Raw genomic sequence first — 25,745 nt, 5'->3', positions numbered from 1 at the left:
TTTAAAGCTGTGTCGGAGACACAATCAAGCCGCCAACTTTCATCGGCTCTCCTTGGCTATTGAAAATATGCAGGGCATCTTCTAAGAAGTTAATGGGTAGACTGGTGATTTCATCAGGTTTTCGCATCAAGTTTATGGCAATATCAGGTGCTTTTACTAAGCCTACGGGCAACTCACCTGGCTTGCCTTTGTGCATTAGAATACGCTTCGCATAGTTTGCAGCTAAACGGGCGTTACTTTCAAAGCTGACACCTATAGCCATAAAGACACTGCGCTCACCACCTTCAACATGACTCGGCGTGACACTCAGTACAGGCACATTTTGCGCATAGACGTTAATCAGATCGACATTCTCATAAAGCTCAGAGCTGCCTGTCACTAAAAAGGCTTTGGCTTGGTTCGATTTCTCAAGCTCAACAAACTCTTGCATTTTGCGTTCAAGATTATGATTAGGGTCTTTTAAATCCACTCCAATTTCGCTCACTTTTACTTTATATGCCTCTTGGAGGCTCAGAAACGGTTTTACCTGTGTCACCACTGAACTGGTGTTATTGGTATCATAAATAATTGCCAGGTCGGTGAGATCTGATAAAAACTTAGATTTGATATAGGCCAGTTGCGTATCTACATTAATGTTCAAAGATGTATAAGCAATGTTTGTTTGGCTTTTCATCAACACGGGATCAACATAACCCATGGCTATCGGATCTTTACTACAGGCACTGACAACTGGAATGGCGCCATTTTTGTAATTTCGACTTACAAAATCAGTTGCCTTAGAGCCCATTGAAAAAATGAGGTCGAACTGTTTTAACTGAGCCCATGCAACCATGGCTTCGGCTTCCACTTCATTGCCTTCATAATTGAATAAAGTGAAATTGGTTTTTATGCCTGAGTTTCTAAAATCACGGGCAATCTCTGCCGTAGAAATATCATAGGCGGTGGACCATTTGGGTGATAAAACCAAAATCTTAAATTGCGGATCGGGGTAGCGATTTAACTCCGCTTGCTCTTTCAATCGCCCTGTTTTGGCGCTTTTTACAAAACGCTTTTTACAGGTTAAACCATTATGCTCTGGCGCAACCTTTTGATAAGCGATAAACATTCTATCGCAGAAACCCACTTCAAAAGCCTGAGCTTTGAACACACATAAAAAAACTGTGAAAAACAGCGTCAATATTACTTGTCCTTTTGACATGTTAACCTCATAAAAATATAAAAAACAAATCCCATAGCAACGAAAATACAACCCACCAATGACAAGTTAGTATTCACTTTACTATTACTATCTTGTACCAAAATTACTGCTGTTAGCATGGGGCCCAGTACCGCCCCCATGCGCTCCAAAAATCGATAATTAGCCGCGGTAATGTCACTGCCAAATTGTTTAGCATAGTGACTACTCAGCATCACGCCGACCAATGGGCTGCCCAATGTGCCCTGAAAAAAGCCCACCATAAGTACCGCAATCACAATAACGCTCACCGACAACAGTTCTTGATAGCTTTGCAGTGACCCATAGTGACTTAAGGTATGCGCCACCCACTCAAAACTGGCTATGAGCATAATGCTTAACCCTGCGCCCAAAACACTCAAACTAATGGCTCGTAATTGGTTATTGGCATTGGGCTTAGCTAAATGTGTCGCAATCAGGATCGCGAAGAAATACAAGGCAATAATTTGCCCAGCGATATTAGGGTCTGCAAACTGCTGGTTGATAAGCACTGGGATATAAATCAAGATCACCCCGGTATGTATGGCTTTGATTGGGATAGCGATAAGTAACAAGCACTGCTGTAATTGCCTGTCTTTAAACATCATTAATAAATCTGTTAGTAGGCCCTTGCTTGCAGAAGGTTTCACTTCGTCGTCACCGCTTGTTTCGACTGCCAGCTCTATAGATTGATTCAAGCTGTAAAGAAATGTCAGGCCGCCAATAACAGCTGCACTCATAAATACCCCTGAAACGCCTAAAATTGGCACCACGACCGCCCCCACAGACACCCCAGCGATGGCCCCGATATAAAAACCGATTAATAATTGATTACTCGCTGAAAACTGAGGGTGAGATTGAGCGATACGTAAAAACTGACTTTGCACACAGATCACCAATAACCCCTGTGACATACCCGATAATAATCGCGCAATTGCAAGTAACTCAGCTTCAACAAAATAGGCAAGCACAAGCAACGACAGACTATTTACCACCAAGGCCAAACGCAGCATGGTTTGAACGCCAAAGCGTCTAACCCACACTGCTGCAGGCACCATGACACAAGCAAATCCTAAGAAGTACAAGCTGAATATCAACTGTAATTCGCCGCTATCAAGCGCCAGTGTTTGCCTTAAGTAAGCAGGGAAAAAAGATAAGGTGATCGACTCAAGCAAGACACCCAAAACAAAAATTGCTCTGATTGCTCGATAGCTACTCGGTAAAGCAGACTTGCTCACTTTACTGCTTCGCTGACTGCTGACTACCGCTTCGACTAAGACATTTAAAATCAATAATAAAGCGGCTAACAAAATGAAAATATTGCGAACGGCCTTCCACAATTTTTGATAAATGTCGTTACTTAACACCTCACTACACACTTGATAATCAGACAATCCAATTTGTCGACAATTTGTTATGACCCCCTCTTTGTTATCTGCTCCTGATGCTTCATCCAGCTTAGACACATTCAAACTGTGCAAAATACTGTTATTAACCCGATAAGGCTCTAATAATTCATCAACACCACGTACCTGATGATCTAAATCAAACCCCATATCGGTCACTGTACTCAAACGCTGCGACAATAAATCAAGCACAGCATCACTTTGACCAATAATTTTAGTTTGATAAAGAGAAAAAGAGGTCATCACCAATTGCACGGTAAGTAAGCTAAACACACAATAAAACGCCCACTTCAAGGTACTGGCCTTTGCTTGTTTTTGGAAAAGCCCTGCCACAAAAAAAGTAAAAATGATGAAAACCCAAGGTATTGAATCGATAATTTTGCCAAATGCTTGATGGATTTCTTGATTGAAAATGCCAGCTGTTAGGGCGATTGATAGCACGCCTACATCTGCGGTATTGGTTGCCAATGGCAGCTGCAAAACATATTGCTGTGAGGCTGCTTTAGGCAACACTAAACCAAGTATATCAATGTCAATTTGCTCAACGAGTTGTCCTGGAGCTGCTGAGCAAGATAAGGGAATGAGACCACTGTTTTGCGTGTCAGCTTGCGCATAAATGGGTTTTATTTCAGCCCGTTCGACCCCTTGGGTTTGCAATGCAAAAGTATGTACTTGCGGTGCAAACCCTTTGTATTCAATCGGCATACCTAAGCTGAGCGACTGATTAATTTGCTGACGTAAGATATGTGATTGATTACAAATATTTTTAAGCACCAACTCTGGGGCAACCCGGTATGCTTCACCCGCGGCAATGAACACTATCACAGCAACACAAAGTAATAAGGTGACTTGCAATTGCACAGTTTGCTTAAGCAAATACATTAGCCCAATGCGATTTACTGCCTCATGTTGCTCTTTGGGGTTATGCATAACCTCTGACTCTACTGACATGGCGCACCTATACGTGCTAACAGCGCATGATATTTAGGTGTTCGATGCAAAGATAAATGGCTCAAACTGACTTGAACTAAATAGTCTAAAAATTGCGTGTACGAGACTTTGAGCTCTTGCAAACCCATTGCAACCAAGCTGCCTGTTCCATTATGTACAGCCCCTAAATCAGGTTTAGGGTTTGCTTCAAGAACACATAACTGTCCTTTTGAATCCATTCTCAAATCAAGCCTAAACAAGCCATATAAGTTCAACACGGAAAAGAGCTTTCTACAATAAGCTGTCACCGTCTCATTAAGATGCGCTTGTTGCTCATCAGATAATGTAGTGATGGAGTCCGTACCGATTGGCTTGATATCCATTGACGTAAATATGCGATTGCCTGGCCCTAAATTGCGCTGATAAATACCAAAACAAGTGGGCGAAGCCAGTTCCCCCATGGTTGGGATCACCGAAGCACAGTATTCGTCTCCTGATAAAAACTGCTCAATTAAAACGGCACTTTGCGTGTGCGAATAAACCTGCTGACAAATCTCATTTAATTCGCGCAAAGAGCTAACCACATGCACATGATTAGATGCCCGCCCTGATACAGGTTTAACAATGAGTTTAGCATCGCCAAAGAAGTGAAGTTTGTTATGCCTGAGCACCAATTCTTCAGCCGCATTTGGCTTTTCAGGATGCCAAAGCACATACTCTGCCGTAGGAATAGCAAGTTGCTGTAACAGCTTTTTAAACAGAAATTTATTATCCATAAGCGCGGCATTAAGCGGCGTATGCCCAACATAAGGGATACCCAAACTTTCTAACAGCGCGGCACCATGGCAACAAGGATCTGTGCCTTGCATCCCTCCCGTATTTAGCCAAGCAAAGTCGATTTTATTTTCAGCTAACTGGCTAGCTAAATGCTGATCATCGGCCAAACAGATAACGTGATTAAATCCTGCTTGCTCAAGCCCTTCTTTGATATCATTCGCCACCTTTTGATAGCTTTTCCAGCTTCGCGTGTTGTAGCTTCGATAAATCACTGAACCTACTTGTGCAGGATCAGCAGAATAAATCACCGCAATACGCCCATTTAACTTTAATGTATTCAGTGCCGTATTAACTGACATCACCTTCACTCCTTAAAACTGCCAAGCCAAACCTAATACATGGCTGTATTCTCCGGTTTTACTTTTTCGTCTTAACAAGTAGCTGACTTGTGCGCCCATCAAAGCATCTTTTAAAGTGAAAGCAAAAGGCACAAGGCGGTATTCGGTTAGCTGATAGTCTTCATCTAAAATCCATTCTTGGCGAATGTGAAAGCGCTTAATATGAGCGAATGATGCATCTTTATCTGCACTTACTCTGATGCGGTAGCGACCATTGGTTTCGCTGTCTTTTTCGATATATTCAACGCGATTGCGTAAACCAAAGCGCCAGCCACTGGCGAGTTTTCCTGATGAAAACGATGCTTCTAGTTCTAAACGTTGTAACTGGTCATCACCTGCGGTGTTATACAAGCGAATAAACTTACCTGCTGTAGCGACTTTGACATGCTCGTTAAGCTTGTAACTCAACTTGGGTCCGGCAAAAAAGCCACTCAAGTCATCTACTCCATTTTGAGTTCTCAATTCGGTGTAAAATGAACTTGAAACCGACCCTTGCTTAAAAAGCGTCTTATTTGCCGACACCCATAATTGCTGATCTTCTGCATTTATCTTTGCTGTAAACAACCCACATGTCACAAACAACAACGACCATAAAACCTGTTTCATAAATATCCTCTTTAATCTCATTTATGTGCTTTGAAACAGCCTTAGTATGTTGTTTTAAAGAAGTGTTTAATCGGTGGAATGGTTTGTAAACTCAGGGGATTATATTTAACTTTGTGGTACTGATGAGACGTAAAGTAAATTCGTTGCTACAAAGATTTATTTTTTGGGACTAAATAAACTTAGGTAGCACCGACTTCATGCCGGGTTATGGTTGAATTTAAAAAATGAGCTTACAGCTACCGACATATACTCGGTAGCATCGACTTTAAGCCAAACTCGGTGTGTTACCTGCATCTTGCAATGACGCAGTCACATGTTGATAGTTTTGATACGCTTTTAAACCACGTTCAAACACATTCGCGCTTTGCGGTTTTAAAGAGAGCTCACTCTTACAGCAACTACATGTAAAAGATTTACCCTGCAGCAATAAGTTAGGCTCAATCACAATAGGGCTTTTACGCCCTTCTGATTCACAATATGGACAATCAATTATTGTACTCATTAGTTACTTTTACCTCCTGAGGCGTCAGCTTTGGTCCCATCGCCACTGATGATCACAGGTGAAATGTTGTCTGTATACGCTTTAATGATCACCCCAACTCCTTCGGGTAAAGGCAACTGACCTGCATGTACTTTGACATCGTAAGTCGCTTTGTTGCTCTTATTATATTTTTCAGTCTCACTATTTTTACTTTCATTCGAATATGACACTGAGCCTGAGACTTCTGTAGAGCCTAAGCCGTAATTCAGCTTCTGAGTAAACGATGCTTCTGCGCCGACCGACTGACTTTGCTCATTGCTTTTCTCATGAGAAAAGCTCGATTTTACTTCCATATTAAAATGAATGTTCACGTCATCAACCGCGAGTGCATTTAAAGGAAGTAAGGTCAGTAATGGCAAATGAATTTCTGACTCAACCGATGATTGAGTGGTGGTGATTTCTCCATCTTTATTACTGGTAGTGAGCACTGGGCGTTTTAATGTGAGCGCCACCATAATGGGCTCGAGCATCTCACCTTTAAACTCAGAGTCTTGTGACTTGCTCTCAGCCTTATTGAAGCAGGTATCTAACATAAACTGTACTTGCGTCATCGCCATTTTATGGTTGGCCTGCGCAGCCGCCATTAATGGCCCGCCAATTAAGTCTTTCATTGGCAAACCGCTGAATTGTTGCGCCATCGACAGCAGCGCAGGCCCTTGATTTACACTCATGGTATTTTCCTTTCGTTGTGTATGAGCATATAAGGTTAAAGGCTTTTAAATTTGAACAATCGTGTAAAACTGGTTTCTACTCAGGCAATTTTACGCCTGGAGATCCGAGTTCTGCCCGAGTTTTAAGAAAGTTAAATCGCTATTGTGTGAAAAATTATAACTGGACCTGCATATGATCAACCTACAAGAATTCGTTCAAACTATACACACTGCCACTGCAGCTGCGGGCGAAGCATTAATACAAAAAAACCTTGGCCTCATTGACCAATTTTTTGAACCTGTTGAAGATGAGCCTGAACAATCAGCATCAGGTAATGCCCGAAAAGCTGCGATTAATTCACGTACTGAAACACAAACACCCCATGAAGAGCCACCAGTGCAAGTCATGAAACCACGTATGGTCGCGGTGCAATATCCAAAAACCACCAAGGATGGCGCCAGTATTCAAACGGTCAATGTGCCTTTGATCACCCTAGTACCCCTTTCTCAAGTTGAGCTTAAAGAGATGGAATTTGCCACTGAACTGGAACTCAGCGTAAACGGTGAAGACTTACAAGTATCCTTCCCAAAACGCACAGCCAAGAGCCAAGATTTAGCGGCTGAAGGGGCTAACTTAGGCAATGGCGGCAAGGCGAAACTGGAAGTGAAAATCGCCGCCATGGAAACCCCAGATGGCTTACGTTATTTGGTTGATGGATATGAACGTGCGCTACGTTCTCAGATACCAGGGTAATTGTTTTGACCAGTTCATTAAATAGTTCAAAAGTAAAAATCAGTGATGCAGATCCACTCTTAAACAAGCTTATAGGTGCGCTCTATCATGCACAACAAATGACAGAAGTAGACAAATACCATGCATTACTGAACCGCTTAAATATTAATTCAAAAGAGGAATTAGAGGCTAAAACAGTGCGCATAAGCATGCCAGTTTACAATGATGATAAAGCACTTTCACATACCCTGATTGAGGCGCCTTTGTTAAACTTATTCCCGTTATCATTTTTGCAAATAGCGTATATTAAACTCGACGTAGACCTATTTATTGAGCAAGCAGAAGAAACCAAGCCAAACCTCACTTTTAAAGCTAAATCAGGTTTGTTTTCGAAAAACCAACCTTGTCGGTTAAGTGTGAAATTAGATAGAAAAAACGGTCTGTCTTCATATCTCGTGGTAGACAATCAGTAGGCGCTCTTATCTCCTAGCGCAAACTTTTTGAGCGCCAGCCGATCAGTGACTAACTCAAAGCAAAGTGCTATTGTCAAAAACGGTAAGTTTATATGTGATTAAGGAATAAGTGATTTGAGCAGCACTGATAATAACAAGAATAAATTTAAGCAACTCTCTGAAATGTACTTATTTGAAGAGATCTTTAAAGTCATCCGTATTTCCACAGGGATAAGCGTAGCTTTCTGTTATCTGGTTTTATTACTCACCAGTATGGCCTACCTACATCTATTTTACAGTGAGTTCGGGATCAGCATTGTTAAATATGTTTCCTTTGAAGATATTTTGGCTACGCCTATAAAAAATCCAAATATCGTATTTACATATATCGCGGTAATTTTGGTTTTAGTTATTGCTGACATAGGTAATCGTTTTAGAGCCAGAAAAAAACTGGAATATGCTGATGGTCAAATGCCAAAGCGAATGCGAGTTTTGAGTGCATTGCTTTGGGCACCAAACAACCCTAAAACGAACTTGCGATTTACTCTCGCTGCTGTGTCTATATGTGTTATTGCTTATATTTTTGCATTCGCAAAAATTGAAGCAAATAATATTAAAGCTGGTGAGTCTGAGAGAGTACTTATTGTTTTGAGTGATCAAGAAGCGCCAATTGAGACTTCTTTATTAGGCACCAGTGTGAATTATGTATTCACTTATGATCACAAGTCAAAAGAAGCCACTATTTTTTATGTTGAAGCAATAAAATCAATTCAAAGCTTCAAACAAGTTGCTGAAAAGGTAAATACCATTGAGCATCAAGAATCGGCCCCCTCACAGCGAGAGCCTGAAAGTGAAACAAAAAGCTAAGTAGCTAATATTTAAGTGAGCTAACTTTTAAACTACTCTTTCTTTTCAAGCTTTAAAGAAAAACTTATAAAAACTCCAGCGATAATGCCTATCAACACACTTGAAAACATGCCAAATTGCGATGCAAGAGGATTTAGGGCAAATATGAAGAAGAAAATTAATGGGATAATACCTATTACTAGGAATTTCAAGTTAATAGCCACTTCTATTTTAGTTTGACAGTGGGGACAGGTTTTGTATTTACCCCACTTATTCAAGGCCTTTGAAAAAAAGCCTATTTTATTTTCACACTCTGGGCATTTCACTATTAAACTTCCCTAAAATTCCTTTTTTAAAACACGTTGAATTAAATCACTTAAACACGATTTAATAAACCCTTATTGAGTACATATTCAAAAAAGTCTAAGTTTTCATGTTCATTTTATTGAGGTATAAAACCCAACTTCAACAGTAATTTAGAAGAAGCAACATTCCCTTTTTCTACCCCACCAACAAGACTTCGCCAGGACTCTATTTGCTCTGCGCGTTTTATAAAGGCGATTAATAACTCACTGGCAAAACCTTTACCCCAATATTCTTGTCCGAGTAAGTAACCTATGTGTTTCTCAGCCTTATCTGTATGACTAACAAATACAAAGCCTAAACACGCATCGTGTTTATCTTTAATTAAAAATAAGCGGCTCTCTGAACGCATTTTACTTAACCAAGATTTAACTTCTACAGCATTGCTCACGCCATGAAAATAAGGCGGCAGGCTTGCCACAACGGTCTCAGTCAAAATAAATGGGATCGCAGCTATTAATGCATCATCAACTAACTCTTTTTCAGAGCTCAGTTCAATTAAATTCAGTCGTTGTGTTGATAAGTAAAGTGCCATTTTTATCTCTTGAGTTAGAAAGTTTATACTTCGTCAGGAAAACAAGCATCTAGCGTAAATCGTTGTACGCCTGTTTTTAACTTCAAACTTTCTTGACACATTTTTATTGCTACTTGCTCCCCGAAAATTGGCTTATAGCGTTTTAGTAAAGGTAAGCGGCATAGTGTAGGCAATATCCAACTACCAAGCTTTTCTCCAAACCTAACCTCCTCTCGCTCTCCAAGTAACAGTGACGGTTGAAAAATACAGATACGGTTAAATTTAAGTCGTGTGACTTTGTCTTCTAACTCTCCTTTCATCTGCAAATATGCATTCTTGCTATTGCCGTTTGCGCCACTTGAAGACACTAAAAAATACTCAGATACACCATTATCAGCAGCAAGTTCAGCAACCTTAAGCTGGTAGTCGACATCAACCACACGCTGAGCAGCAACAGAACCCGCTTGCTTTTTTGTTGTGCCTAAGCAAGAAAAGAGTAAATCACCTTTTAAATACCAACTAAAATTGTCTAGATTTGCAAAGTCGATAACTTGGTTACTGATTTTAGGGTTGTCGTAACATATTTTTCTGCGCGTAATAGCAATCACCTGTGCGATTCCTGCACTCTCAGCAAGTTGCTTAATGAGAATTTGACCAATAAGACCTGTCGCACCTACTACAATGGCTGTTTTCATAGAACGTCAAAAATAAGTTAAGTTAAATGAACAATAATCAAAGCTAAGGGGTATAGCAAGAAAGGATAGAGCTATCACTTAAAAAGGCCGATATACCGGCCTTAGTCAATAACTTTAAGTTTTTACGAGATACTAAATACGCGTATCTACGCAAGCCTCATGAGGTGAACTAAAACAATAACCAGGACCTGTAGGGCAACCCATGAAAGCATCTGTTTTTAACCAAGCACAAAGGTTTGTCGGTACACAAAGCACTTTGTCATCAGTAAATGCTCCACCTGCCACTTGAGGTGTTGCATTCATAGCCAGCGCCTTATCATTATTGAGTTGTTTTAGGTTTTTCTTATTCAGTTTTAATTTCATTTTATTATCCTTATGAAAATTTTCCCTGCCAATCGGCAGTTCCTATAACATAAACTTGAATAAAGAAATTAACAATGCTTGTGCTCTGGAAAACTCAATAAAATTTCATACATGAGTTTTATGACCGACAACTAGCTACTAAATGCTGTTTTAAAAATTCGCTAACCTGATTAAGGGTTTGTCTATCAAAGGCATAGTGCCCCCCTTCCAGTGCGATATGCTCGAAAGAGTATTCATAATCTTGCTTTTCAAGATACTTCATCACTTCATTCGCCATATCGTAAGACGGCCAAATTTCATCTTGCTTAGCTGACACGAGCAAAACTGGCCCTTCATTTTTATCTATCGGTATTCTAGCCTGTTCAATTTCAAGCTCTGTCGCCTTGCCTAAGGCTTGTTCGAAAGCTGGCGTAAACTTGCCTGTCACATTGCCTTTTTGCATTTGCCAAGAAAACAATGGTGCGCTGATATATGCCAATGGCTGGTTTTTTAAAGTCCAACTAGATTTGTCTGTTACTGTTTTCACTGCATTCCAAGTGACATGGCTTGGCATAACAGCGACCACATGATTAATCGAATCAAAGTGACTACCCAGCAATAAAGCCAACTCAGCACCTTTTGAGAAGCCGAAAACCGCCACGCAGTTGTTGTTGATTTTGTCGCTATTAGCCAATAAAGAGATACGCTTTTCTATTTCTTCTAATGACAACTCAGCTGCATTACTGGGTGTACTGTCTGTACCAAAATAGCCAAGTGATGCCACTGACATGCCTGTTTCATTTAATCTATCAAAAATTGGCTGCCACTGTGGTTTTGCAAGTGTATTGCCTCCATCACTGCCTCCGAGCATAATCACTAAAGGGTGTTTTTGACCATCATCGATGAACTGAGTTTTAACGTCTTGCGTGTTTTGGCTTGAACAGGCCGCAAGCAGGCCTACCAAGATACATGGCATTATTTTTTTCATGAGCTTTCCTATTGATTTTAGATGGTTAGATTAGCTATCGCATTAGCTTGTCTTTGAGTAATCGTCCGCCATTTCGGCTACTGATTACTTCTACATCTGATTGATAAAACTTGATTAAATAACCGCCTGTTACCCAGCGGTCCATTTGTTTGATTTCTTTGATATTCACAATGCCGTTTCGGTGAACTCGCAAAAATTGAGAAGGTAATAAAGTCATTAATTCATCAAGAGAGTGATCAAGCGGATATGAAACTTCAGAGCCATACGCAATCGCTTGACCATACTCTAACTTAATTGCACAAATATCGGACACTTTTACTAAGGTCACCTTATCGCCTACTTTGCTAACTAAACTATATTCTTCCGTTTCTTGAAATTCTGAGGTTTTGTTATTGAGCTTGTCGTTGACTCGCGATAAAGCCAAGAATAAACGCTCGTCTGTATAAGGCTTCAATAAATAATTGGCGGCACCGATTGTAAAAGCCTCCACTGCAAATTCACTATATGCAGTGCTAAAAACACATTCACCTTTAAATCCAAGCTGCTTCAGAGACTTTACCAAGCTCACTCCGCTGGCGTCAGGCAGATTAATATCGACAAAAAGCACATCTACTTTCGACAATTCACTTGAAGCCAAACATACCTTTACTGATTGACATGTAAACAACAAAGCGTGAGTACATACTCGGCTTAACTGGGCTTTGAGCTTTTCTAATGCTGGCAGTTCGTCCTCAACAATAGCGATATTTAGCATGCCATACTCCCTACTTGTAATTTAAACTCGACACTTGCTCCACCCTCTGAGGTATTGCTGAGTTCTAGCCTTGAGCCTGCTTCTAATTCTAACCTTGCTTGAGTGATCTCCAGCCCAAAATGCGCGACTTTGTTTTGTTCAAGCCTTTTATCTCTTATATCAGTGTTTTTAAGGTGGGCATTAGCTAAATCAGATTCAGCAAAGCCAATGCCATTATCACGCACATTAAAAAGCATATATTGGTTGTCACGTCGTACTGTGATCCAAATACGCAGCGGCACCGACTTACCATGCTTTATGGCATTTTCTATGAGAGGTTGAAGCAGCATGGCAGGCACAACTTCATCAAGCAAGTCTTCGTCAATGTCGAAGGAAATATTGAGGTTCTCACCGAAACGACTGCGCTCGATATCACACCATGTATTTAGAATTACCAGTTCGTCACTCAACTTGGCCCAGGCTTCCTTAGCTGTTGGTTTATTTGCCTGGTTTAACCCTGATTGCGACAATGAATAACGCAAAACGGATGCCAGATCATGTACTAAGTCTTCACAGCGTGTTGGTTGAGTGCGCGCAAATGACGCTATGGTATTCAAACTATTGAATAGAAAGTGAGGGTTTAATTGAGCGTGCAGCAAGTTGATTTCTGCTTGTTTCCTTAATTGCTGCTCTAATTTGAGATGCTTTTGAGCCAAATAAAATTTAACTGCAACAAATATCATTGTGCTCCACGGCAAGCTGATTAAAACTGCCTCTTTCAAGCCGATGATAGACACTGGTAGCAACTTAGCCCTTATCAAGCCAAAACATAGTGCACCCAATAGCATCAGACTATGAAAAGTTAAGAATTGAACAAACCAACTTGCTATCAAGTATTTTCTTATCAATACATAAGTGCCCACCATAGGGAACCAGTACATACAAACTACTGCATTGAGTGCTGATAAAGGTATTTTAAGTGAAGGTAACATCCCTCTTAGAACCCAATCAGAAAGGCTAATAGCTAGACTGATCATGGCTATCAGACAGAGCATTATTAATTTTTCTTTTAATGATAATTGTATGGTGCGCATAATGTTTTCTATTGTTTAACTGACGCTTATTTTACTTAGCGACTAAATATTGGCACGTACAAATTAAGTGAATGGTTAATTTTTTGGGATGAATGGGAGCATAAAATATTTTAGATAAAATTTGCTTAACGAAGCTATGAGACGCTTCAATTAAGCAAATTCTGGGGCTAATTCCAGTACTTCCAGCCTTTTAAGTAATAATAGAGCACACTGGGGTTATCGAGCGTTGTAATGTCTTGTTGTTGATTCTCAAAATCAGGAGGAATAGTAAACAACATGGCTTCTAGCTCTGTTTTATAGAAACGACTTTCAATATCGTGATTAACTGGTTGTTGGCACATATGTTTACAAGCCATTATAAAGCCCCATTCTCCAAAAGAAGGGACATTAACACGATATGGAGCCACTCTATTAAAACCTGCGGCAATCGCAGTATTATGGATGGACCAAAATGCATCTCTGGCAAAGAAAGGACTGGTTGCCTGCGTCACCATCAGACCATGCGGATGAAGTCGACGCTTTAATTGTTGGTAGAATTGCTTACTATATAATCTCGCTAAACTGATTGTTTTAGGATCAGGTAAATCAATCAAGATTAAATCGTATTCTTTTTTATCTTCGGCACTATAAACAAAACCATCCTGATGAATTACATCAACTTTGGTGCTGTTGAGTGAATCTTGGTTTAGCGCTTTTACATAGTGATTCTCACGAGCAAGCTTGGCAACTGCTGGGTCCAAGTCGACTAAGGTAACCTGCTCTATCGAGTCATACTTAAGCAGTTCACGTACCGCCAACCCATCAGCCCCTCCTAAGAGCAAGACCTGTTTTGGCTGATGTAACCTTGCCATAGCAGGATGTACCAAAGCCTCATGATAGCGATATTCATCGATCGATGAGAATTGTAAACCGCCATTAAGATACAAACGGATGTCATTCTTGGAGCGCGTCAGAACCAGCTGTTGATACTGGGATTGTTCTGAATGAACGACATGGTCTTCATAAACACGATTATTCCAAATCTTATTCAGCTCATTACTGAAAATGAATGTTCCTACTAAAATCAATGAAACCAAAGTAAGTGCCAGTCGCAAGACATTTTTGCGGGCAATGCTCAAATGCTCGGCAAAATACCAAAGTAAGGCAAGTGCAATTGTTAAATTCATCATGCCAAAAGCCAATGATGTTTTAAATACACCTAGCCAAGGTAAAAGTAAGAAAGGAAATAACAAGGTTGCCAATAAGGCCCCGAAGTAATCTATAGATAAGACATTAGAAATATTGGTTTTTAAGTTGTAATGCTTCTCCATTAAGCGACTAAGCAAAGGAATTTCTAAGCCTATCAATATACCTATCAGAGCTGTTAACACCACGGAAGATAACTGTAATGACAAATCAAATGCGTAAGAGAAATAAAGAATAGGGACACTCATGCCCCCTATTAAAGCCAGAATCAACTCAAACCCTATAAATGAGCCAAGCAGCTTAGTATCAGACACCCAGCGGGATAAATACGAGCCGACGCCCATAAAGGCCATGTAAATACCAATAGTCAGAGAAAATTGGGTGATACTATCGCCCAAAAAATAAGCCCCAGTTGTCGCTATAAGTAACTCATATATGATTGAGCATAAACCAGCGATGAAAATGCTAAAAAGCAGAATATGGCTTTCGCGGATCACTATTTACCACCACGTCCTGAACCAGTTCTAAACTGGGCACTTTTTAAACTGTGTTCACGAAGTTGCTTATCAACATAGATATGACGCTTACTATGAGAGTAACTTAGCCAATCAATGTCAGCATCATCTTCATGCATTGCCCATAATGTTAAGAAAAATGTTGGTACAGCAAAAAGTAGAATAGCGGTCTTTACTTGCATTGGCTCAGTGCTCATACCCAGAGCAGCCTCTTTGGCGATCCGTCTAGCTCTTTTTCTTTCGAAGCTACTATAGCCATTTTCATAACGGTGCATGATGATAAGCAGGCAGATCACAGCTATAACTCCGCTAATCCATAACATGACTTTGAGTTTTCGACTATCTCCATTTAGTGCGAGAATACGAAAGTTAAAAGAAGATTTACTGTATGCATTTCTAGAAGAAGACATGTCATGAATATATGCAACATATTCACCTTTACTTGGGAAACGCTGCTTGTATTCAAGGTGCGTATGATACTCCGTCCAACGACCATCAGAATCTCTTCCTGACTCGGCCCATAGTTCATCTGTATAAGCAAATAAATAATTGCCCTGTGCGTCGTAGATTTCTATATCAATACTTTTCCAAGAGTTCATTACCACAGAACCTTTAACTTCAAAAAGCATTATTTGTCCGTCATTTGGCACTCTAAATTTATAGGGTGTATCCTTTTTAGAGTAAGTCGAGCCACTAGCGAAAGGCTCAATTTTCTCAGGTGAATCTAGATGACCAATCATGAGCCAACAATAGATAAGTGTGATCGTAGAGATCACAAAAAGTTTATTGATAGACATGGCAACTCCTAAAGAGCAATTAAGATTGCCAACGCAATACCAATAACCATCGCTCCCTCAATAAGCGCAACAGCTACATTATTTTCTGCAATTACTTTATCGAGCGATATACTGGGTAGCAAAAGCTTATCAAAAGCTAATCTGAAGATAGGCAGGCACAAAAAGGCAATCACGCTATCGATTGCAAATAAGGTCAGACTTTGTTGCCACGACACAAACTCACCTGCAATTGCATGAAATAAAATGATACCCAGCGCGATCAATGTCGCAGAAAAACTAATACCAGCAGCAAGATTTTGGTTTTTTAACTCACTCTGAAGATCGAATTGAGTGATAATGTCATACAGTTTCGCAAAAACAACTAAAAGACACTGGCCTAGTGCATAAAAAACAAGGGCTGATGACCAAGAGCCTTCTCCAGATAAAGCGCCTCCAATTAATAAACCACTGCTAATATAGCTGGCAGCTTGCACAAAGCCTGTCGCTAAATTTTGTTTTTCAATTAAGTGCTTTGTATTACAAAAAGTAGGCAATAAAAATTTATCATTGATTACACGAGACAAAACAAGTAAAGACATGCCACACAAGCTGTAAATTGCTACATTTATCAGATCTGTAACGAGCCCAGTAGATGGACCGCTAAGCACCGATAAATAGATGATAGTAACAGCCAATAAATAGCCTGAAATTGAAACTGCCAAAGAACGATTTTTCTGCTCAATAAGTTGCGAAAAAGTGCAATATGGTGTCGTAAAGTTGTACACCCATTTTGCAGAAAACACCGTGAATAAAAATAGTACTAAAAAGCTGCTATTGACTAAATAGTCGTTTAAATAAACTTCCATATTATTGTTTCTTATTAAAATTTTTGCGGATTTTAGCAGTAAGCTGTTTGCGTGACAAACTTTAATAATTAAACAGAACGCAACAAATAAACGAAGTAGAGATAAAGAGAGAAATTGCTTCTCTCTTTATATTAATTTTCACTTATGTACTGAGGGTATTCACTAGATAAGTATTTTAGACGCTGAATTTGATGTAAGTAGTAGCTGACTTTGATCTGTTTCAAAATTTGACACATGATCAAGTAAATGGCTTGCCTGCTCACGCATATCTTTACTTGCACTGGTCGATTGGGCAACCAAATGCATATTGTTTTGCGTTAGGTTATCAAGCTGTGCAACGGTTGATGATACCGCAGAGATGGCTTCAGACTGCTCTTGGCTAGCCTTCGTTATTTCGCTAATCATTTTATTAACGTCACCGACAACAGAGATAAGATCTTTAAATTTCACCCCGGACTCAGCAACCAAAGCACTACCAATATGAACCGCTTCACTACTGTCTTTAATTAAGATTTTTATCTCTTTCGCCGCAGAGGCACTACGCTGAGCAAGGTTACGAACTTCACTGGCTACTACAGCAAAGCCTCGCCCCGCTTCTCCGGCTCTTGCAGCTTCAACAGAGGCATTTAAGGCTAATAAGTTCGTTTGGAAAGCGATTTCATCAATCACTCCAATAATGTCCGAAATGCGCTTACTGCAGTTTTCAATGTCTGACATGGCGTTTTCGGCAGTAGATACTGTTTCACCACCCTCTTCAGCATTTTGCATTGCATCAGCCGCACGAAGCGACACATCAGCAGCACTGCGGGCATTTTGCTGAACTGTGGTGGTAAGCTCTTCCATAGTAGATGCCGTTTCTTCTAGGCTTGCAGCCTGACTCTCAGTTCTACGACTTAACTCTTCATTACCTGATGCAATATTTTGCGCGCCATTATTTACCATTTGCGACGCTTGAGTTATGTCTATTACCATTTTATTGAGGTTTTGCATTAGACCATTCATCGCATCTCTCAAGATATTAAACTCTGACCCTAAATCTTCATCAATGCTTTGTGCCAGTTGACCGTCAGCCAATGAAATGATTGCTTGTTTAATACTTCGTATAGCCAGCTTTCTTTCAGTGATGTCAGTTGCATATTTAACAACCTTGTATGGTCGCCCTTCACTGTCTAAGATTGGGTTGTATGAGGCTTGGATCCAAATTTCGCTGCCATCTTTCGCAAAACGTTTATATTCGCCACTGTCGTAGAGACCTTGGTTTAACTTTTGCCAAAACTGGGCATACTCGTCGCTTCTGGCATATTTAGGCTCTGCAAAAATACTGTGATGCAGCCCTTGGATTTCATCTAGAGCATATCCCGTTGTTTTAAGAAAATTCTCATTTGCAGTAATGATGGTACCATCAAGATTAAACTCTATCACGGCTTGAGATTTGTCAATCGCTTGCAATTGCCCTGCAAAGTTTGCACTTTGCTGCTTTTGTTCTGTGATATCACTGGCAAACTTAACAACTTTTATTACTCTGCCACAGGCATCAAAAATCGGGTTGTAAGTCGCTTGGATCCAAATCTCTCGGCCACCTTTTGCCAAACGCTTATATTCGCCTGAGTCAAATTCGCCATTGTTTAACTTTTGCCAAAACTGCTTATATTCAACACTGGTTGCATAATCAGGCTCAGCAAACATACTGTGATGTTGCCCCTTGATCTCTTCAAGCTGATACCCTGTCGTCGCTAAAAAATTATCGTTGGCTGTGATGATGGTGCCATCCATATTAAATTCGATGACCGCTTGAGACTTACTGATCGCGTGTAATTGACCTTCATAGTTGGCACTTTGCAACTTTTGCTCAGTGATATCTGAGGCATATTTAACGACTTTAAATGGCTTGCCATTTAAATCAAAAATCGGGTTATAAGAAGCCTGAATCCAAATTTCTCTGCCCCCTTTCGCCAGGCGCTTGTATTCACCAGAACTAAACTTGCCTGCATTCAATTGCGCCCAAAAAACGCGATAATCTTCACTTTGTGCATAATCTGGCTCAGCAAACATACTGTGATGTTTGCCCTGAATTTCATTTAAATCATACCCCATCGCCGCTAAAAAGTTTTCATTCGCCGTAATGATGGTGCCGTCCATGTTAAACTCTATAATTGCCTGAGATTTACTTATAGCATCTAGTTGACCTTGGTAGTCAGCAGCTTGCTGCTTACTTTCAGTGATGTCAGAAGCATATTTAACGACTTTAAAAGGCTGATTGTTTTTATCAAAAATTGGATTGTAAGTAGCTTGTATCCAAACTTCTTTTCCGCCTTTTCCTAGGCGCTTATATTCACCAGAACTAAACTCACCTCGGCTCAACGCAGCCCAAAAGTCGGCATATTCTGCACTTTGAGCAAACGCTGGTTCTGCAAACATACTGTGATGTTGGCCTATTACTTCATTTAAACTGTAGCCCATTACATCGAGAAAATTTTCATTTGCATGGAGAATATATCCCTGTAAGTCAAATTCAATTACAGCCTGAGAACGACCAATTGCTTCAAGCTGACCTCTTTGATCAACACTTTGCTGTTCGTAAGCATCCACATCTGTGAAAGATAAGATAATTAAAATCTCATTGCTGTAGCTGATACTCAGCGAAAACCATTTTGCTTGATTGTTATTGCAATTCACTTGAACAAGCTCATTAATGCCTGCTTTTTGTAATTCATTTAAGTCAGCATCAAAAAACGCTTTATAGTTCTGATTTTTTACATCAAACAAGGAGTAACCCGTTTTTGATAAGAAGTACTCGCTGGCATTTTCGATCGTACCTGAGCTGTTTATTTCAAGAAATGCATGTGTTTGAGAGAGAAGATCAAGTTTAACTTGAAGCGCTTGAGAAATTTCGCGCTCTTTCCTTGAGTTAAAAAACATAGGTATTCGTTCTTTAGCTGTTTATATTATTAAAAACAATAGTTGAATATTTTCTTCAAGCCAAGACTCTAATTGTTACTAAATAATGATTTTCAGATAAATATGTCTGTTTTAGTTCCTAAATTAAATAAAAATGATTACTTTCGAATGAGAAAGAAGATCAGTTAATAAAAATCAAATAAAGAAACACAAATAAAAAAGGCTGAATAAATTCAGCCTTTTACTACAAAGTAAAGATTAAGATTTAACGGCAATGGCCCATTTCATCATGGTTTTGAAGTCTGGTTCTTTTCCATACATGGTCATCCCCATCTTAAACATGCGCGCCGCCATATTTCGAATAACAACACAGCCAAGCAATGAACTCATGAAGGCGATAGCTACTTGCCAAAATGCCACATCAATTAACGCCATTTTCATTGGCATAAAAACAAATGCTGTTAATGGAAAATAACTTAACACAGTCACAGCCAAGCTGCTTGGGCTATCCATCATCATAAAACCAGCCACAATCGGGATCAGGGGGATCATCATAAACGCTGACTTGCCACTGTGGTTCGGGTCATCGATCGCAGCTGCAATAGCGGCTATAAATGCTGTACACATATAAATGCCCACGAGTACAAACACAATAAACCAAGGTAAAACAGTAAAGTCGAAAATGCTGAAATCAAGTGCTCTACCTTTCAAAATGACCTGTACAAATGCAAAACCCAATAATGCAGTAATGGCGGTTGTCGTCATGGCTTTCACTGCATGCAACATCTGCCCGATGATTTTACCTTCAATCCACGTCTTTGCATCAATGCAAGAGTAAAGCTGCTCAGTGACGCGCTGTTGCTTTTCGCCAGTAATTGCCACAAACACCTGTCCAAAAGTCATAAACACACCGATGGCCATCAAAAATAGCAAGCCATTAGCGGTAATTGAAGATTGCTGCATCGCATCTTTGACAGCTTCATCTAGGTAGTTTGTTTCAAACTGAAGTGGCTGTTCAAGTAAAGCCAATTGATTTGGGCCAAGGTTCAAAGAAGCGGCAACATTTGAACGCGCATAGTCGTTTAACTGGACTTGCAAGTCATTTTGCCAAGACATTTTACCTTGAGAATATAAGGTCACTTGTTGCGGTAACGCCTGTGAAGCAAAGATCAACGCACCGTCAATATTGCCCGCTTTGACTTCAGCAATAAGCGCATCGTTCGATTTTGATTCTGTTCTAAGCACAAAGTCATCGTCTAATTGAAGACCCTGTAATTCAATATTAGAGACTATTTGCTGCGGCTCAGGCTGATAAAGCACTTGGTTATGCCATAAATACATACCTAGCGCCACCAGCAACATAATTGATTTGCCAATGACCTCTTGCTTCCATTTAAAGAATTGCATGAACTCCCATTTAGCCACTGTCAGGGTTTGATTTAGTCTACTCATGCGGCTTCTCCTTTTTGTACTGCTTGATCCGCTTCTATGGCGTGTAAGTAGAGCTGGTGTAAATCCATTCTTTGGCTATCGATAAACGCGATATCACCTAACTCAGGTAAATGCGCTAATAATTGATTAAGTTGATCTGCGCGCTCGGCACGAATTGCCAAAGTCGTGTCATTCAGTTGCTCAACTTCAAATTGCGTCAACTTGTTGCTCGCTTCAATTCCATTCACTGCGTGAGTGAATGTCACCTTCAAAGCACTCCCCACGCCAACTTGTGATTGAATGTCTGCCAATGTGCCATACAACACACTTTGCCCGTGGTTCATCAGTAACATTCTGTCAGCAAGTTTTTCAACCATCGACATTTGGTGTGCGCTCAGAATAACCGTCATATTCTGCGCTTTTAATTCTTTTAAAAACGACACAACTTTTTCTTGGTTCACCGGATCGAGTCCTGAAAATGGCTCATCGAGTAATACCAATTGTGGTTTATGCAACACCGCACTAATTAGCTGCACTTTTTGCTGGTTGCCTTTAGACAGGCTTTTAAGCTGATCATCTTTTCGCTCGAGTAAATCAAAACGTTCGAGCCAATAATCAATGCGCTCTTTGGCTGTTTTTTTATCAACGCCACGAAGCGTTGCAAAATACATTAGATTCTGTGCTAAAGATTTTTCTAAATAGAGCCCACGATCTTCAGGCAAATAGCCCAACTCTGAGGCTGGAATAGACGTGTATTGCTCACCATTGACTGTAATTGTGATTTGACCTTCGTCGGCCTGAGTAAAGCCTACAAGCATGCGCACGAGAGATGATTTACCGGCACCATTGGGGCCAAGCAGTGCAAACACCTCACCTTGTTGTACTTCAAAGCTGAGACCATTTACGGCGGTCACTTCTTTGTAATGCTTGCTGATGTTGTCCACTTTGATATGCATAACGTTCCCTATGAATAAACATTTGGCTCGATTATAACCACAGAGCAGCAATGATAGACAGACTGAAACGTTACAGATTATGAACAAATGTAACATGATAAAGTCTTTAACGTACGCTCATCTTGACTACAACACGAGCGTACGAAGCTAAAAGAATTATGCTGTTTGCTCACTTTGAGCTTGATGCTTTGCCAAATGTCCGCCGATAAACTGACTCATAATTAAAGAGCACCCAGCCAAACCCGCACCAAAGTAGAACACCAGTGAGCTATCGTATAACCACACAACCCCAAAGCTTGCTGGAATGATCACCGCGGCAATGTGATTTATGGTAAAACTCACACCGGCCGTAGCAGCAATGTCTTCAGGTCGGGCAATTTTTTGGAAATAGGTTTTTAGGGCAATGGCCATAGCAAAAAACAAATGATCTACCACGTAAAGTACCGCAGCAAACTCTGCCGACTCCACCAGCGCATAACCGACAAATACCAACACTAAACCTGCATATTCAATGGTTAATGCTTTTTGCTCGCCAATACGACCTATCATCTTGCCGATTAAAGGCGCGGCAAAAATATTGATTACGTGGTTGAACATATACAGCATGGTTATTTGTGCTACATCAAACCCAAACTTTTCCACCATCAAGAAACCCGCGAAGACCATAAAGATCTGGCGTCGTGCGCCTGAGAAGAACAGCAAAATGTAATACAAGCTATATTCTTTTCTCACGATTAACTTTTTATGTTGTACATTCTTTTCAGGAAAATGCGGAAAAGCGCCCATCATAAATAAAGTTAGTAACAAACCTACGCCACCAAAGAATAAATAAAGCCCTTGATAGGCGGTACTAAAGAAGGTCACACCTAGCCAAATTAGTACAAAGGTTGCCAATGAGGCCATGGATTTAATCGACATCAATTTACCTAGTTTTTGCGGTGCTTCATCTTTGCTAAACCATTGTAAGCTCAAAGACTGGTTTAGGGTTTCGAAATAGTGAAAGCCAATCGACATGAGTACCGTTGTGGCATATAGCCCATAAACACTCGGAAACAAGCCTGTTAGCGCAACACCAACCGACAATAAACACAAACTAATGAGTGCAAAGGTTTGCTCTTTTAATACCAATAAAATATAAACCGCTGTGAATGCTAACAAGCCTGGTATTTCTCGAAGAGATTGCAACATACCCATATTGGCACCATTAAATTGTGCCGCTTCTACTGCAAAATTATTTAATAAGGCATTCCACGCCGAAAACGTGACCGCCATGACAATGGTTGCAATAGTTAAAAATCCAAACGGTGACTGCCACTGTTTATTCTGTTCCACTTTTCCCTCATATAAGCACTTTGATTAAAACGCAAGCACATTGTATGCTTTGCACAGTGTGACCAAAATACAAAGTTATGACAGATAATTTATCAAATCAGCCAAGTTCGAGCTGGGTGAGTGTTAAAACACGCTTTAACCTAAAAACCCTTGGCAAGCCTATCTACCCAAGAGCCACTGAAATGCCGCCTTGGCAGCATGTGCAAACTCACTCACACACTTGGGGGCAACTCGCTTATACCAGCGATGGGGTGTTAGGTGTACACACGCCCGCGGGTAAATTTGTTATTCCCCCAGATCAAGCTTTGTGGATCCCCCCCAACCTTCCTCATGAGACCTTTTGTCGTTATGGCGGGCATTTTAGAAGTGTTTATATTGACGAAAAATATGTAAAAGTATTAGGTAATGAGGCCAAACTGCTCCATGTGAATGAATTACTTAAAGCCATGATTTTAGAGGTATGTAACTGGCCTCCCAACTACCAACCTGACGATAAAAAACTGCGCTTTACCCAAGTGTTCATTGACCAATTAGAATGTGCCCAAACCAGCAGTTTCTTTATGCCCACCGCACAAGACGACCGCTTATTGCCTATTATTGCTGAGTTACACGCAAACCCTGGCAGCAATAAAACCCTTGAACAATGGGGCGAACTGGTTGGCGCGTCGACTCGCACGCTTAATAGGTTATTCCATAAAAGCTTTGCTATGAACTTTAGCCAATGGAAACAGAAGCTCCGAGGCCTTCGTGCGGTTGAAATGATTGAAGCAGGTTACACACAGCAAACCATTGCTGAGCAATTAGGGTTTGAATCTAGCTCTGCGTTTAATACCGCGTTTAAAAAGGTGTTTAAATGCACACCGGGGCAATATTTGAAGAAATAGAAAAATTACAATTTAATTACAATACCAACAACAAAAAACAACTAAAGGACTAGTAAGTACCTTTTTAAGTCAGCACTTTAGTTTTATCTATTACCCAATTTAAAGAAAGTTATTTATAAAAATGCACAAATGTAAATAAAGTATTTTTGATATGTATCAAAGTATGTTTAAATCAATACTAATGGATTACGGCGTTGTGTATTTTTAGCTAGCCCTTAATACATGGAAGTTCAAAACTAATAACTAAGTGGTAAGTATTAATGAACAAGAAACTTCTATTCTCAGCGGCGCTTTTAGCAGCTACTTCAAGCTCAATTTTCGCATCTAGCCAAACTTTTCAAGCATCTATCAACGGTTGGAGTGAACCAACTTTTGCTGAAACAAACGCTCTTCACTTCGGTAAAGTACGTTTAGCAGCAGGTTCAACTTGTACTATGGACAACGCTGGTGCTGTAACTGGTGATTGTGATGCTTCTGATGCTAACATCCAACTAGGTGGTATCACTGTTTCTGGTCTAGCTCCAAGTTCGGCAATGAACATCACTGTATCAGGAAGCACAGGTTCAAACCTGACATTTGCTCCTGCAACTACTGCAACAGATGGTACATCTACAACAACAACAGCTGATGGTGTAGCGTCAGCATTCACGACAGATGCTTCAGCAACAGACATTACAATTAATGTATATGGCCAAGTTACTGTTGATAATGCTTTGACAGCAGATGGTAACTACACTGTTGATTACACTGTTGATGTTTCTTTCCAATAAGAACTATTCATAAAAAGCTTTTTAAATAAAGTGTGGGCATTGCTCACACTTTTTAATTTTTGTAGTAAGTTTATAGTGCTATGCATCATTCTTTATTTCTCATTGTTATCTCATTTATAGCGACTTTTAGCTCATCTGTTTTTGCCAATCTTGCATTATCAGAATACCGTCTCTATTTTGACGGCCGTACCAAGAATAACTCTTTAATGATCAGAAATACTTCTGATAAAAACCTCGACTTTAGGTTAGTGCTTGTTCACAAAGACATGACCGAAGAAGGTAATCTCATCAATGTCTCAGAATCAGATGTACAAGGCCGCTCTGCAAAATCGATGCTCCGCTATTCCCCTCGAAGAGGCACAATCAAACCAAAAGGCATGCAAGCCATTAGAATGACGGTGCGTAAAAAAGCAGATTTAGTCCACGGCGAATACCGAGCCGTACTCAAGATAATTGCTTCAGAGGCCCAAGATCCCAATGAAGCTGGTATCAGTATCAAACCTAAAGTGGCTTATAGTATCCCTGTGATTGTTCGCCATGGTCGATTGGAAGTAGAGTCTGATATTGTGAACCCGCAATTAGTGACGCAAAATGGCCAACCTACAGTTATGTTTTGGCAAACGCTTAACGGCAACCGTTCATTATTCGGTGACTTCAAAATTCTCAATGAAGATGAAGAAGTAATTGGAGAAATAAGAAACTTGGCCGTTTATACCCCACTTACTCGTCGTAAGGTGTTTATTCCTTTAACAGAAAATGCTTCTGGACCTCTGACAATCCAGTACGAAGAAAATATTCGTTATGGCGGTAAAGTTTCTCTTACTGAAACGCTAAATATTAATGAGTAACTT

The 25,745-nt window shown here is 40.2% G+C and carries 26 protein-coding genes; 6 read left to right on the top strand and 20 right to left on the bottom strand.

What is annotated here, in order from left to right; all coding sequences use genetic code 11:
* Position 1: 1 nt before the first annotated feature.
* The 6 genes from ABMY35_RS08480 to ABMY35_RS08455 all read right to left on the bottom strand — a co-directional run bounded on the left by ABMY35_RS08480 (position 2) and on the right by ABMY35_RS08455 (position 6,542).
* Complete coding sequence (locus ABMY35_RS08480; protein ID WP_349285806.1) at positions 2 to 1,198, bottom strand: hypothetical protein; 1,197 nt, start codon at positions 1,196 to 1,198, stop codon at positions 2 to 4.
* Positions 1,180 to 3,570, bottom strand: a complete 2,391-nt coding sequence (locus tag ABMY35_RS08475) for an MFS transporter (protein ID WP_349285805.1) — start codon at positions 3,568 to 3,570, stop codon at positions 1,180 to 1,182. The genes ABMY35_RS08480 and ABMY35_RS08475 overlap by 19 nt, the downstream gene beginning before the upstream one ends.
* Positions 3,561 to 4,685 (bottom strand): ATP-grasp domain-containing protein, encoded by a 1,125-nt coding sequence (locus tag ABMY35_RS08470; protein ID WP_349285804.1) that lies wholly within the window; start codon positions 4,683 to 4,685, stop codon positions 3,561 to 3,563. The genes ABMY35_RS08475 and ABMY35_RS08470 overlap by 10 nt, the downstream gene beginning before the upstream one ends.
* A gap of 12 nt (positions 4,686 to 4,697) precedes the next feature.
* Entirely contained in the window at positions 4,698 to 5,330 is a 633-nt protein-coding gene (locus tag ABMY35_RS08465; RefSeq protein ID WP_349285803.1) for a DUF2490 domain-containing protein, read from the bottom strand.
* 265 nt (positions 5,331 to 5,595) lie between these two features.
* Positions 5,596 to 5,832: a hypothetical protein gene (locus ABMY35_RS08460; RefSeq protein WP_349285802.1), complete on the bottom strand. Its 237-nt coding sequence runs from the start codon at positions 5,830 to 5,832 to the stop codon at positions 5,596 to 5,598.
* Entirely contained in the window at positions 5,832 to 6,542 is a 711-nt protein-coding gene (locus ABMY35_RS08455) for a DUF2589 domain-containing protein (protein ID WP_349285801.1), read from the bottom strand. Before ABMY35_RS08455 ends, ABMY35_RS08460 begins: the two co-directional genes overlap by 1 nt.
* A gap of 172 nt (positions 6,543 to 6,714) precedes the next feature.
* Between ABMY35_RS08455 and ABMY35_RS08450 the strand changes: the two genes are divergently transcribed.
* From ABMY35_RS08450 to ABMY35_RS08440, 3 genes are all read left to right on the top strand, one after another.
* Positions 6,715 to 7,275: a DUF2589 domain-containing protein gene (locus ABMY35_RS08450; RefSeq protein ID WP_349285800.1), complete on the top strand. Its 561-nt coding sequence runs from the start codon at positions 6,715 to 6,717 to the stop codon at positions 7,273 to 7,275.
* 5 nt (positions 7,276 to 7,280) lie between these two features.
* Positions 7,281 to 7,727 (top strand): DUF2589 domain-containing protein, encoded by a 447-nt coding sequence (locus tag ABMY35_RS08445; RefSeq protein WP_349285799.1) that lies wholly within the window; start codon positions 7,281 to 7,283, stop codon positions 7,725 to 7,727.
* A gap of 114 nt (positions 7,728 to 7,841) precedes the next feature.
* Positions 7,842 to 8,573: a hypothetical protein gene (locus ABMY35_RS08440; RefSeq protein ID WP_349285798.1), complete on the top strand. Its 732-nt coding sequence runs from the start codon at positions 7,842 to 7,844 to the stop codon at positions 8,571 to 8,573.
* Positions 8,574 to 8,605: 32 nt separating this feature from the next.
* Here ABMY35_RS08440 and ABMY35_RS08435 read toward each other — a convergent pair whose 3' ends face one another.
* The 14 genes from ABMY35_RS08435 to ABMY35_RS08370 all read right to left on the bottom strand — a co-directional run bounded on the left by ABMY35_RS08435 (position 8,606) and on the right by ABMY35_RS08370 (position 23,240).
* A complete protein-coding gene (locus ABMY35_RS08435; protein ID WP_349285797.1) occupies positions 8,606 to 8,878 on the bottom strand; it encodes a hypothetical protein in 273 nt (90 codons plus the stop codon).
* A gap of 116 nt (positions 8,879 to 8,994) precedes the next feature.
* Positions 8,995 to 9,450 carry a GNAT family N-acetyltransferase gene (locus ABMY35_RS08430; RefSeq protein WP_349285796.1) on the bottom strand — a complete coding sequence of 152 codons (456 nt, stop codon included), beginning with the start codon at positions 9,448 to 9,450 and terminating at the stop codon, positions 8,995 to 8,997.
* Positions 9,451 to 9,473: 23 nt separating this feature from the next.
* Entirely contained in the window at positions 9,474 to 10,124 is a 651-nt protein-coding gene (locus ABMY35_RS08425; protein WP_349285795.1) for an NAD(P)H-binding protein, read from the bottom strand.
* A 132-nt stretch (positions 10,125 to 10,256) separates the two neighbouring features.
* Positions 10,257 to 10,487 (bottom strand): hypothetical protein, encoded by a 231-nt coding sequence (locus tag ABMY35_RS08420; protein ID WP_349285794.1) that lies wholly within the window; start codon positions 10,485 to 10,487, stop codon positions 10,257 to 10,259.
* A 118-nt stretch (positions 10,488 to 10,605) separates the two neighbouring features.
* Complete coding sequence (locus ABMY35_RS08415; protein WP_349285793.1) at positions 10,606 to 11,454, bottom strand: acyl-CoA thioester hydrolase/BAAT C-terminal domain-containing protein; 849 nt, start codon at positions 11,452 to 11,454, stop codon at positions 10,606 to 10,608.
* 34 nt (positions 11,455 to 11,488) lie between these two features.
* On the bottom strand, positions 11,489 to 12,208 hold the full coding sequence (locus ABMY35_RS08410; RefSeq protein ID WP_349285792.1) for a LytTR family DNA-binding domain-containing protein: 720 nt from the start codon (positions 12,206 to 12,208) through the stop codon (positions 11,489 to 11,491).
* Positions 12,202 to 13,242 carry a histidine kinase gene (locus tag ABMY35_RS08405; RefSeq protein WP_349285791.1) on the bottom strand — a complete coding sequence of 347 codons (1,041 nt, stop codon included), beginning with the start codon at positions 13,240 to 13,242 and terminating at the stop codon, positions 12,202 to 12,204. The genes ABMY35_RS08410 and ABMY35_RS08405 overlap by 7 nt, the downstream gene beginning before the upstream one ends.
* A 206-nt stretch (positions 13,243 to 13,448) precedes the next feature.
* Positions 13,449 to 14,963, bottom strand: a complete 1,515-nt coding sequence (locus tag ABMY35_RS08400; RefSeq protein ID WP_349285790.1) for a polyamine aminopropyltransferase — start codon at positions 14,961 to 14,963, stop codon at positions 13,449 to 13,451.
* On the bottom strand, positions 14,963 to 15,778 hold the full coding sequence (locus tag ABMY35_RS08395) for a hypothetical protein (RefSeq protein ID WP_349285789.1): 816 nt from the start codon (positions 15,776 to 15,778) through the stop codon (positions 14,963 to 14,965). Before ABMY35_RS08395 ends, ABMY35_RS08400 begins: the two co-directional genes overlap by 1 nt.
* A gap of 8 nt (positions 15,779 to 15,786) precedes the next feature.
* The gene (locus ABMY35_RS08390) at positions 15,787 to 16,623 is read right to left on the bottom strand and encodes a DUF350 domain-containing protein (protein ID WP_349285788.1); all 837 of its coding nucleotides are present in this window, start codon (positions 16,621 to 16,623) and stop codon (positions 15,787 to 15,789) included.
* Positions 16,624 to 16,785: 162 nt separating this feature from the next.
* The gene (locus ABMY35_RS08385) at positions 16,786 to 19,542 is read right to left on the bottom strand and encodes a PAS domain S-box protein (protein ID WP_349285787.1); all 2,757 of its coding nucleotides are present in this window, start codon (positions 19,540 to 19,542) and stop codon (positions 16,786 to 16,788) included.
* Positions 19,543 to 19,779: 237 nt separating this feature from the next.
* Positions 19,780 to 20,973: an ABC transporter permease gene (locus ABMY35_RS08380; protein WP_349285786.1), complete on the bottom strand. Its 1,194-nt coding sequence runs from the start codon at positions 20,971 to 20,973 to the stop codon at positions 19,780 to 19,782.
* Complete coding sequence (locus ABMY35_RS08375; RefSeq protein WP_349285785.1) at positions 20,970 to 21,908, bottom strand: ATP-binding cassette domain-containing protein; 939 nt, start codon at positions 21,906 to 21,908, stop codon at positions 20,970 to 20,972. Before ABMY35_RS08375 ends, ABMY35_RS08380 begins: the two co-directional genes overlap by 4 nt.
* Positions 21,909 to 22,064: 156 nt before the next feature.
* A complete protein-coding gene (locus ABMY35_RS08370) occupies positions 22,065 to 23,240 on the bottom strand; it encodes an MFS transporter (RefSeq protein ID WP_349285784.1) in 1,176 nt (391 codons plus the stop codon).
* A gap of 77 nt (positions 23,241 to 23,317) precedes the next feature.
* On the opposite strand from ABMY35_RS08370, the gene ABMY35_RS08365 reads away from it, so the two are divergent.
* From ABMY35_RS08365 to ABMY35_RS08355, 3 genes are all read left to right on the top strand, one after another.
* The gene (locus tag ABMY35_RS08365) at positions 23,318 to 24,124 is read left to right on the top strand and encodes a helix-turn-helix transcriptional regulator (protein ID WP_349285783.1); all 807 of its coding nucleotides are present in this window, start codon (positions 23,318 to 23,320) and stop codon (positions 24,122 to 24,124) included.
* Between the two features lie 260 nt (positions 24,125 to 24,384).
* Positions 24,385 to 24,894: a hypothetical protein gene (locus tag ABMY35_RS08360; protein ID WP_349285782.1), complete on the top strand. Its 510-nt coding sequence runs from the start codon at positions 24,385 to 24,387 to the stop codon at positions 24,892 to 24,894.
* Between the two features lie 80 nt (positions 24,895 to 24,974).
* Entirely contained in the window at positions 24,975 to 25,742 is a 768-nt protein-coding gene (locus ABMY35_RS08355; RefSeq protein WP_349285781.1) for a hypothetical protein, read from the top strand.
* Positions 25,743 to 25,745: the final 3 nt, after the last annotated feature.

Source organism: Pseudoalteromonas sp. BZB3 (genome assembly GCF_040104455.1).
In the GTDB taxonomy this organism is placed as follows: domain Bacteria; phylum Pseudomonadota; class Gammaproteobacteria; order Enterobacterales; family Alteromonadaceae; genus Pseudoalteromonas.
The sequence above is the reverse complement of the archived record's forward strand: the minus strand, read 5'-3'. Positions and strand labels throughout refer to the sequence as shown.

Bases quoted from the DNA above. Each gene is read 5' to 3' on its own strand.
- ABMY35_RS08480 (WP_349285806.1), bottom strand. From the start codon at position 1,198: ATGTCAAAAGGACAAGTAATATTGACGCTGTTTTTCACAGTTTTTTTA.
- ABMY35_RS08475 (WP_349285805.1), bottom strand. From the start codon at position 3,570: ATGTCAGTAGAGTCAGAGGTTATGCATAACCCCAAAGAGCAACATGAG.
- ABMY35_RS08470 (WP_349285804.1), bottom strand. From the start codon at position 4,685: ATGTCAGTTAATACGGCACTGAATACATTAAAGTTAAATGGGCGTATT.
- ABMY35_RS08465 (WP_349285803.1), bottom strand. From the start codon at position 5,330: ATGAAACAGGTTTTATGGTCGTTGTTGTTTGTGACATGTGGGTTGTTT.
- ABMY35_RS08460 (WP_349285802.1), bottom strand. From the start codon at position 5,832: ATGAGTACAATAATTGATTGTCCATATTGTGAATCAGAAGGGCGTAAA.
- ABMY35_RS08455 (WP_349285801.1), bottom strand. From the start codon at position 6,542: ATGAGTGTAAATCAAGGGCCTGCGCTGCTGTCGATGGCGCAACAATTC.
- ABMY35_RS08450 (WP_349285800.1), top strand. From the start codon at position 6,715: ATGATCAACCTACAAGAATTCGTTCAAACTATACACACTGCCACTGCA.
- ABMY35_RS08430 (WP_349285796.1), bottom strand. From the start codon at position 9,450: ATGGCACTTTACTTATCAACACAACGACTGAATTTAATTGAACTGAGC.
- ABMY35_RS08425 (WP_349285795.1), bottom strand. From the start codon at position 10,124: ATGAAAACAGCCATTGTAGTAGGTGCGACAGGTCTTATTGGTCAAATT.
- ABMY35_RS08420 (WP_349285794.1), bottom strand. From the start codon at position 10,487: ATGAAATTAAAACTGAATAAGAAAAACCTAAAACAACTCAATAATGAT.
- ABMY35_RS08415 (WP_349285793.1), bottom strand. From the start codon at position 11,454: ATGAAAAAAATAATGCCATGTATCTTGGTAGGCCTGCTTGCGGCCTGT.
- ABMY35_RS08410 (WP_349285792.1), bottom strand. From the start codon at position 12,208: ATGCTAAATATCGCTATTGTTGAGGACGAACTGCCAGCATTAGAAAAG.
- ABMY35_RS08405 (WP_349285791.1), bottom strand. From the start codon at position 13,242: ATGCTCTGTCTGATAGCCATGATCAGTCTAGCTATTAGCCTTTCTGAT.
- ABMY35_RS08395 (WP_349285789.1), bottom strand. From the start codon at position 15,778: ATGTCTATCAATAAACTTTTTGTGATCTCTACGATCACACTTATCTAT.
- ABMY35_RS08390 (WP_349285788.1), bottom strand. From the start codon at position 16,623: ATGGAAGTTTATTTAAACGACTATTTAGTCAATAGCAGCTTTTTAGTA.
- ABMY35_RS08385 (WP_349285787.1), bottom strand. From the start codon at position 19,542: ATGTTTTTTAACTCAAGGAAAGAGCGCGAAATTTCTCAAGCGCTTCAA.
- ABMY35_RS08380 (WP_349285786.1), bottom strand. From the start codon at position 20,973: ATGAGTAGACTAAATCAAACCCTGACAGTGGCTAAATGGGAGTTCATG.
- ABMY35_RS08375 (WP_349285785.1), bottom strand. From the start codon at position 21,908: ATGCATATCAAAGTGGACAACATCAGCAAGCATTACAAAGAAGTGACC.
- ABMY35_RS08365 (WP_349285783.1), top strand. From the start codon at position 23,318: ATGACAGATAATTTATCAAATCAGCCAAGTTCGAGCTGGGTGAGTGTT.
- ABMY35_RS08360 (WP_349285782.1), top strand. From the start codon at position 24,385: ATGAACAAGAAACTTCTATTCTCAGCGGCGCTTTTAGCAGCTACTTCA.
- ABMY35_RS08355 (WP_349285781.1), top strand. From the start codon at position 24,975: ATGCATCATTCTTTATTTCTCATTGTTATCTCATTTATAGCGACTTTT.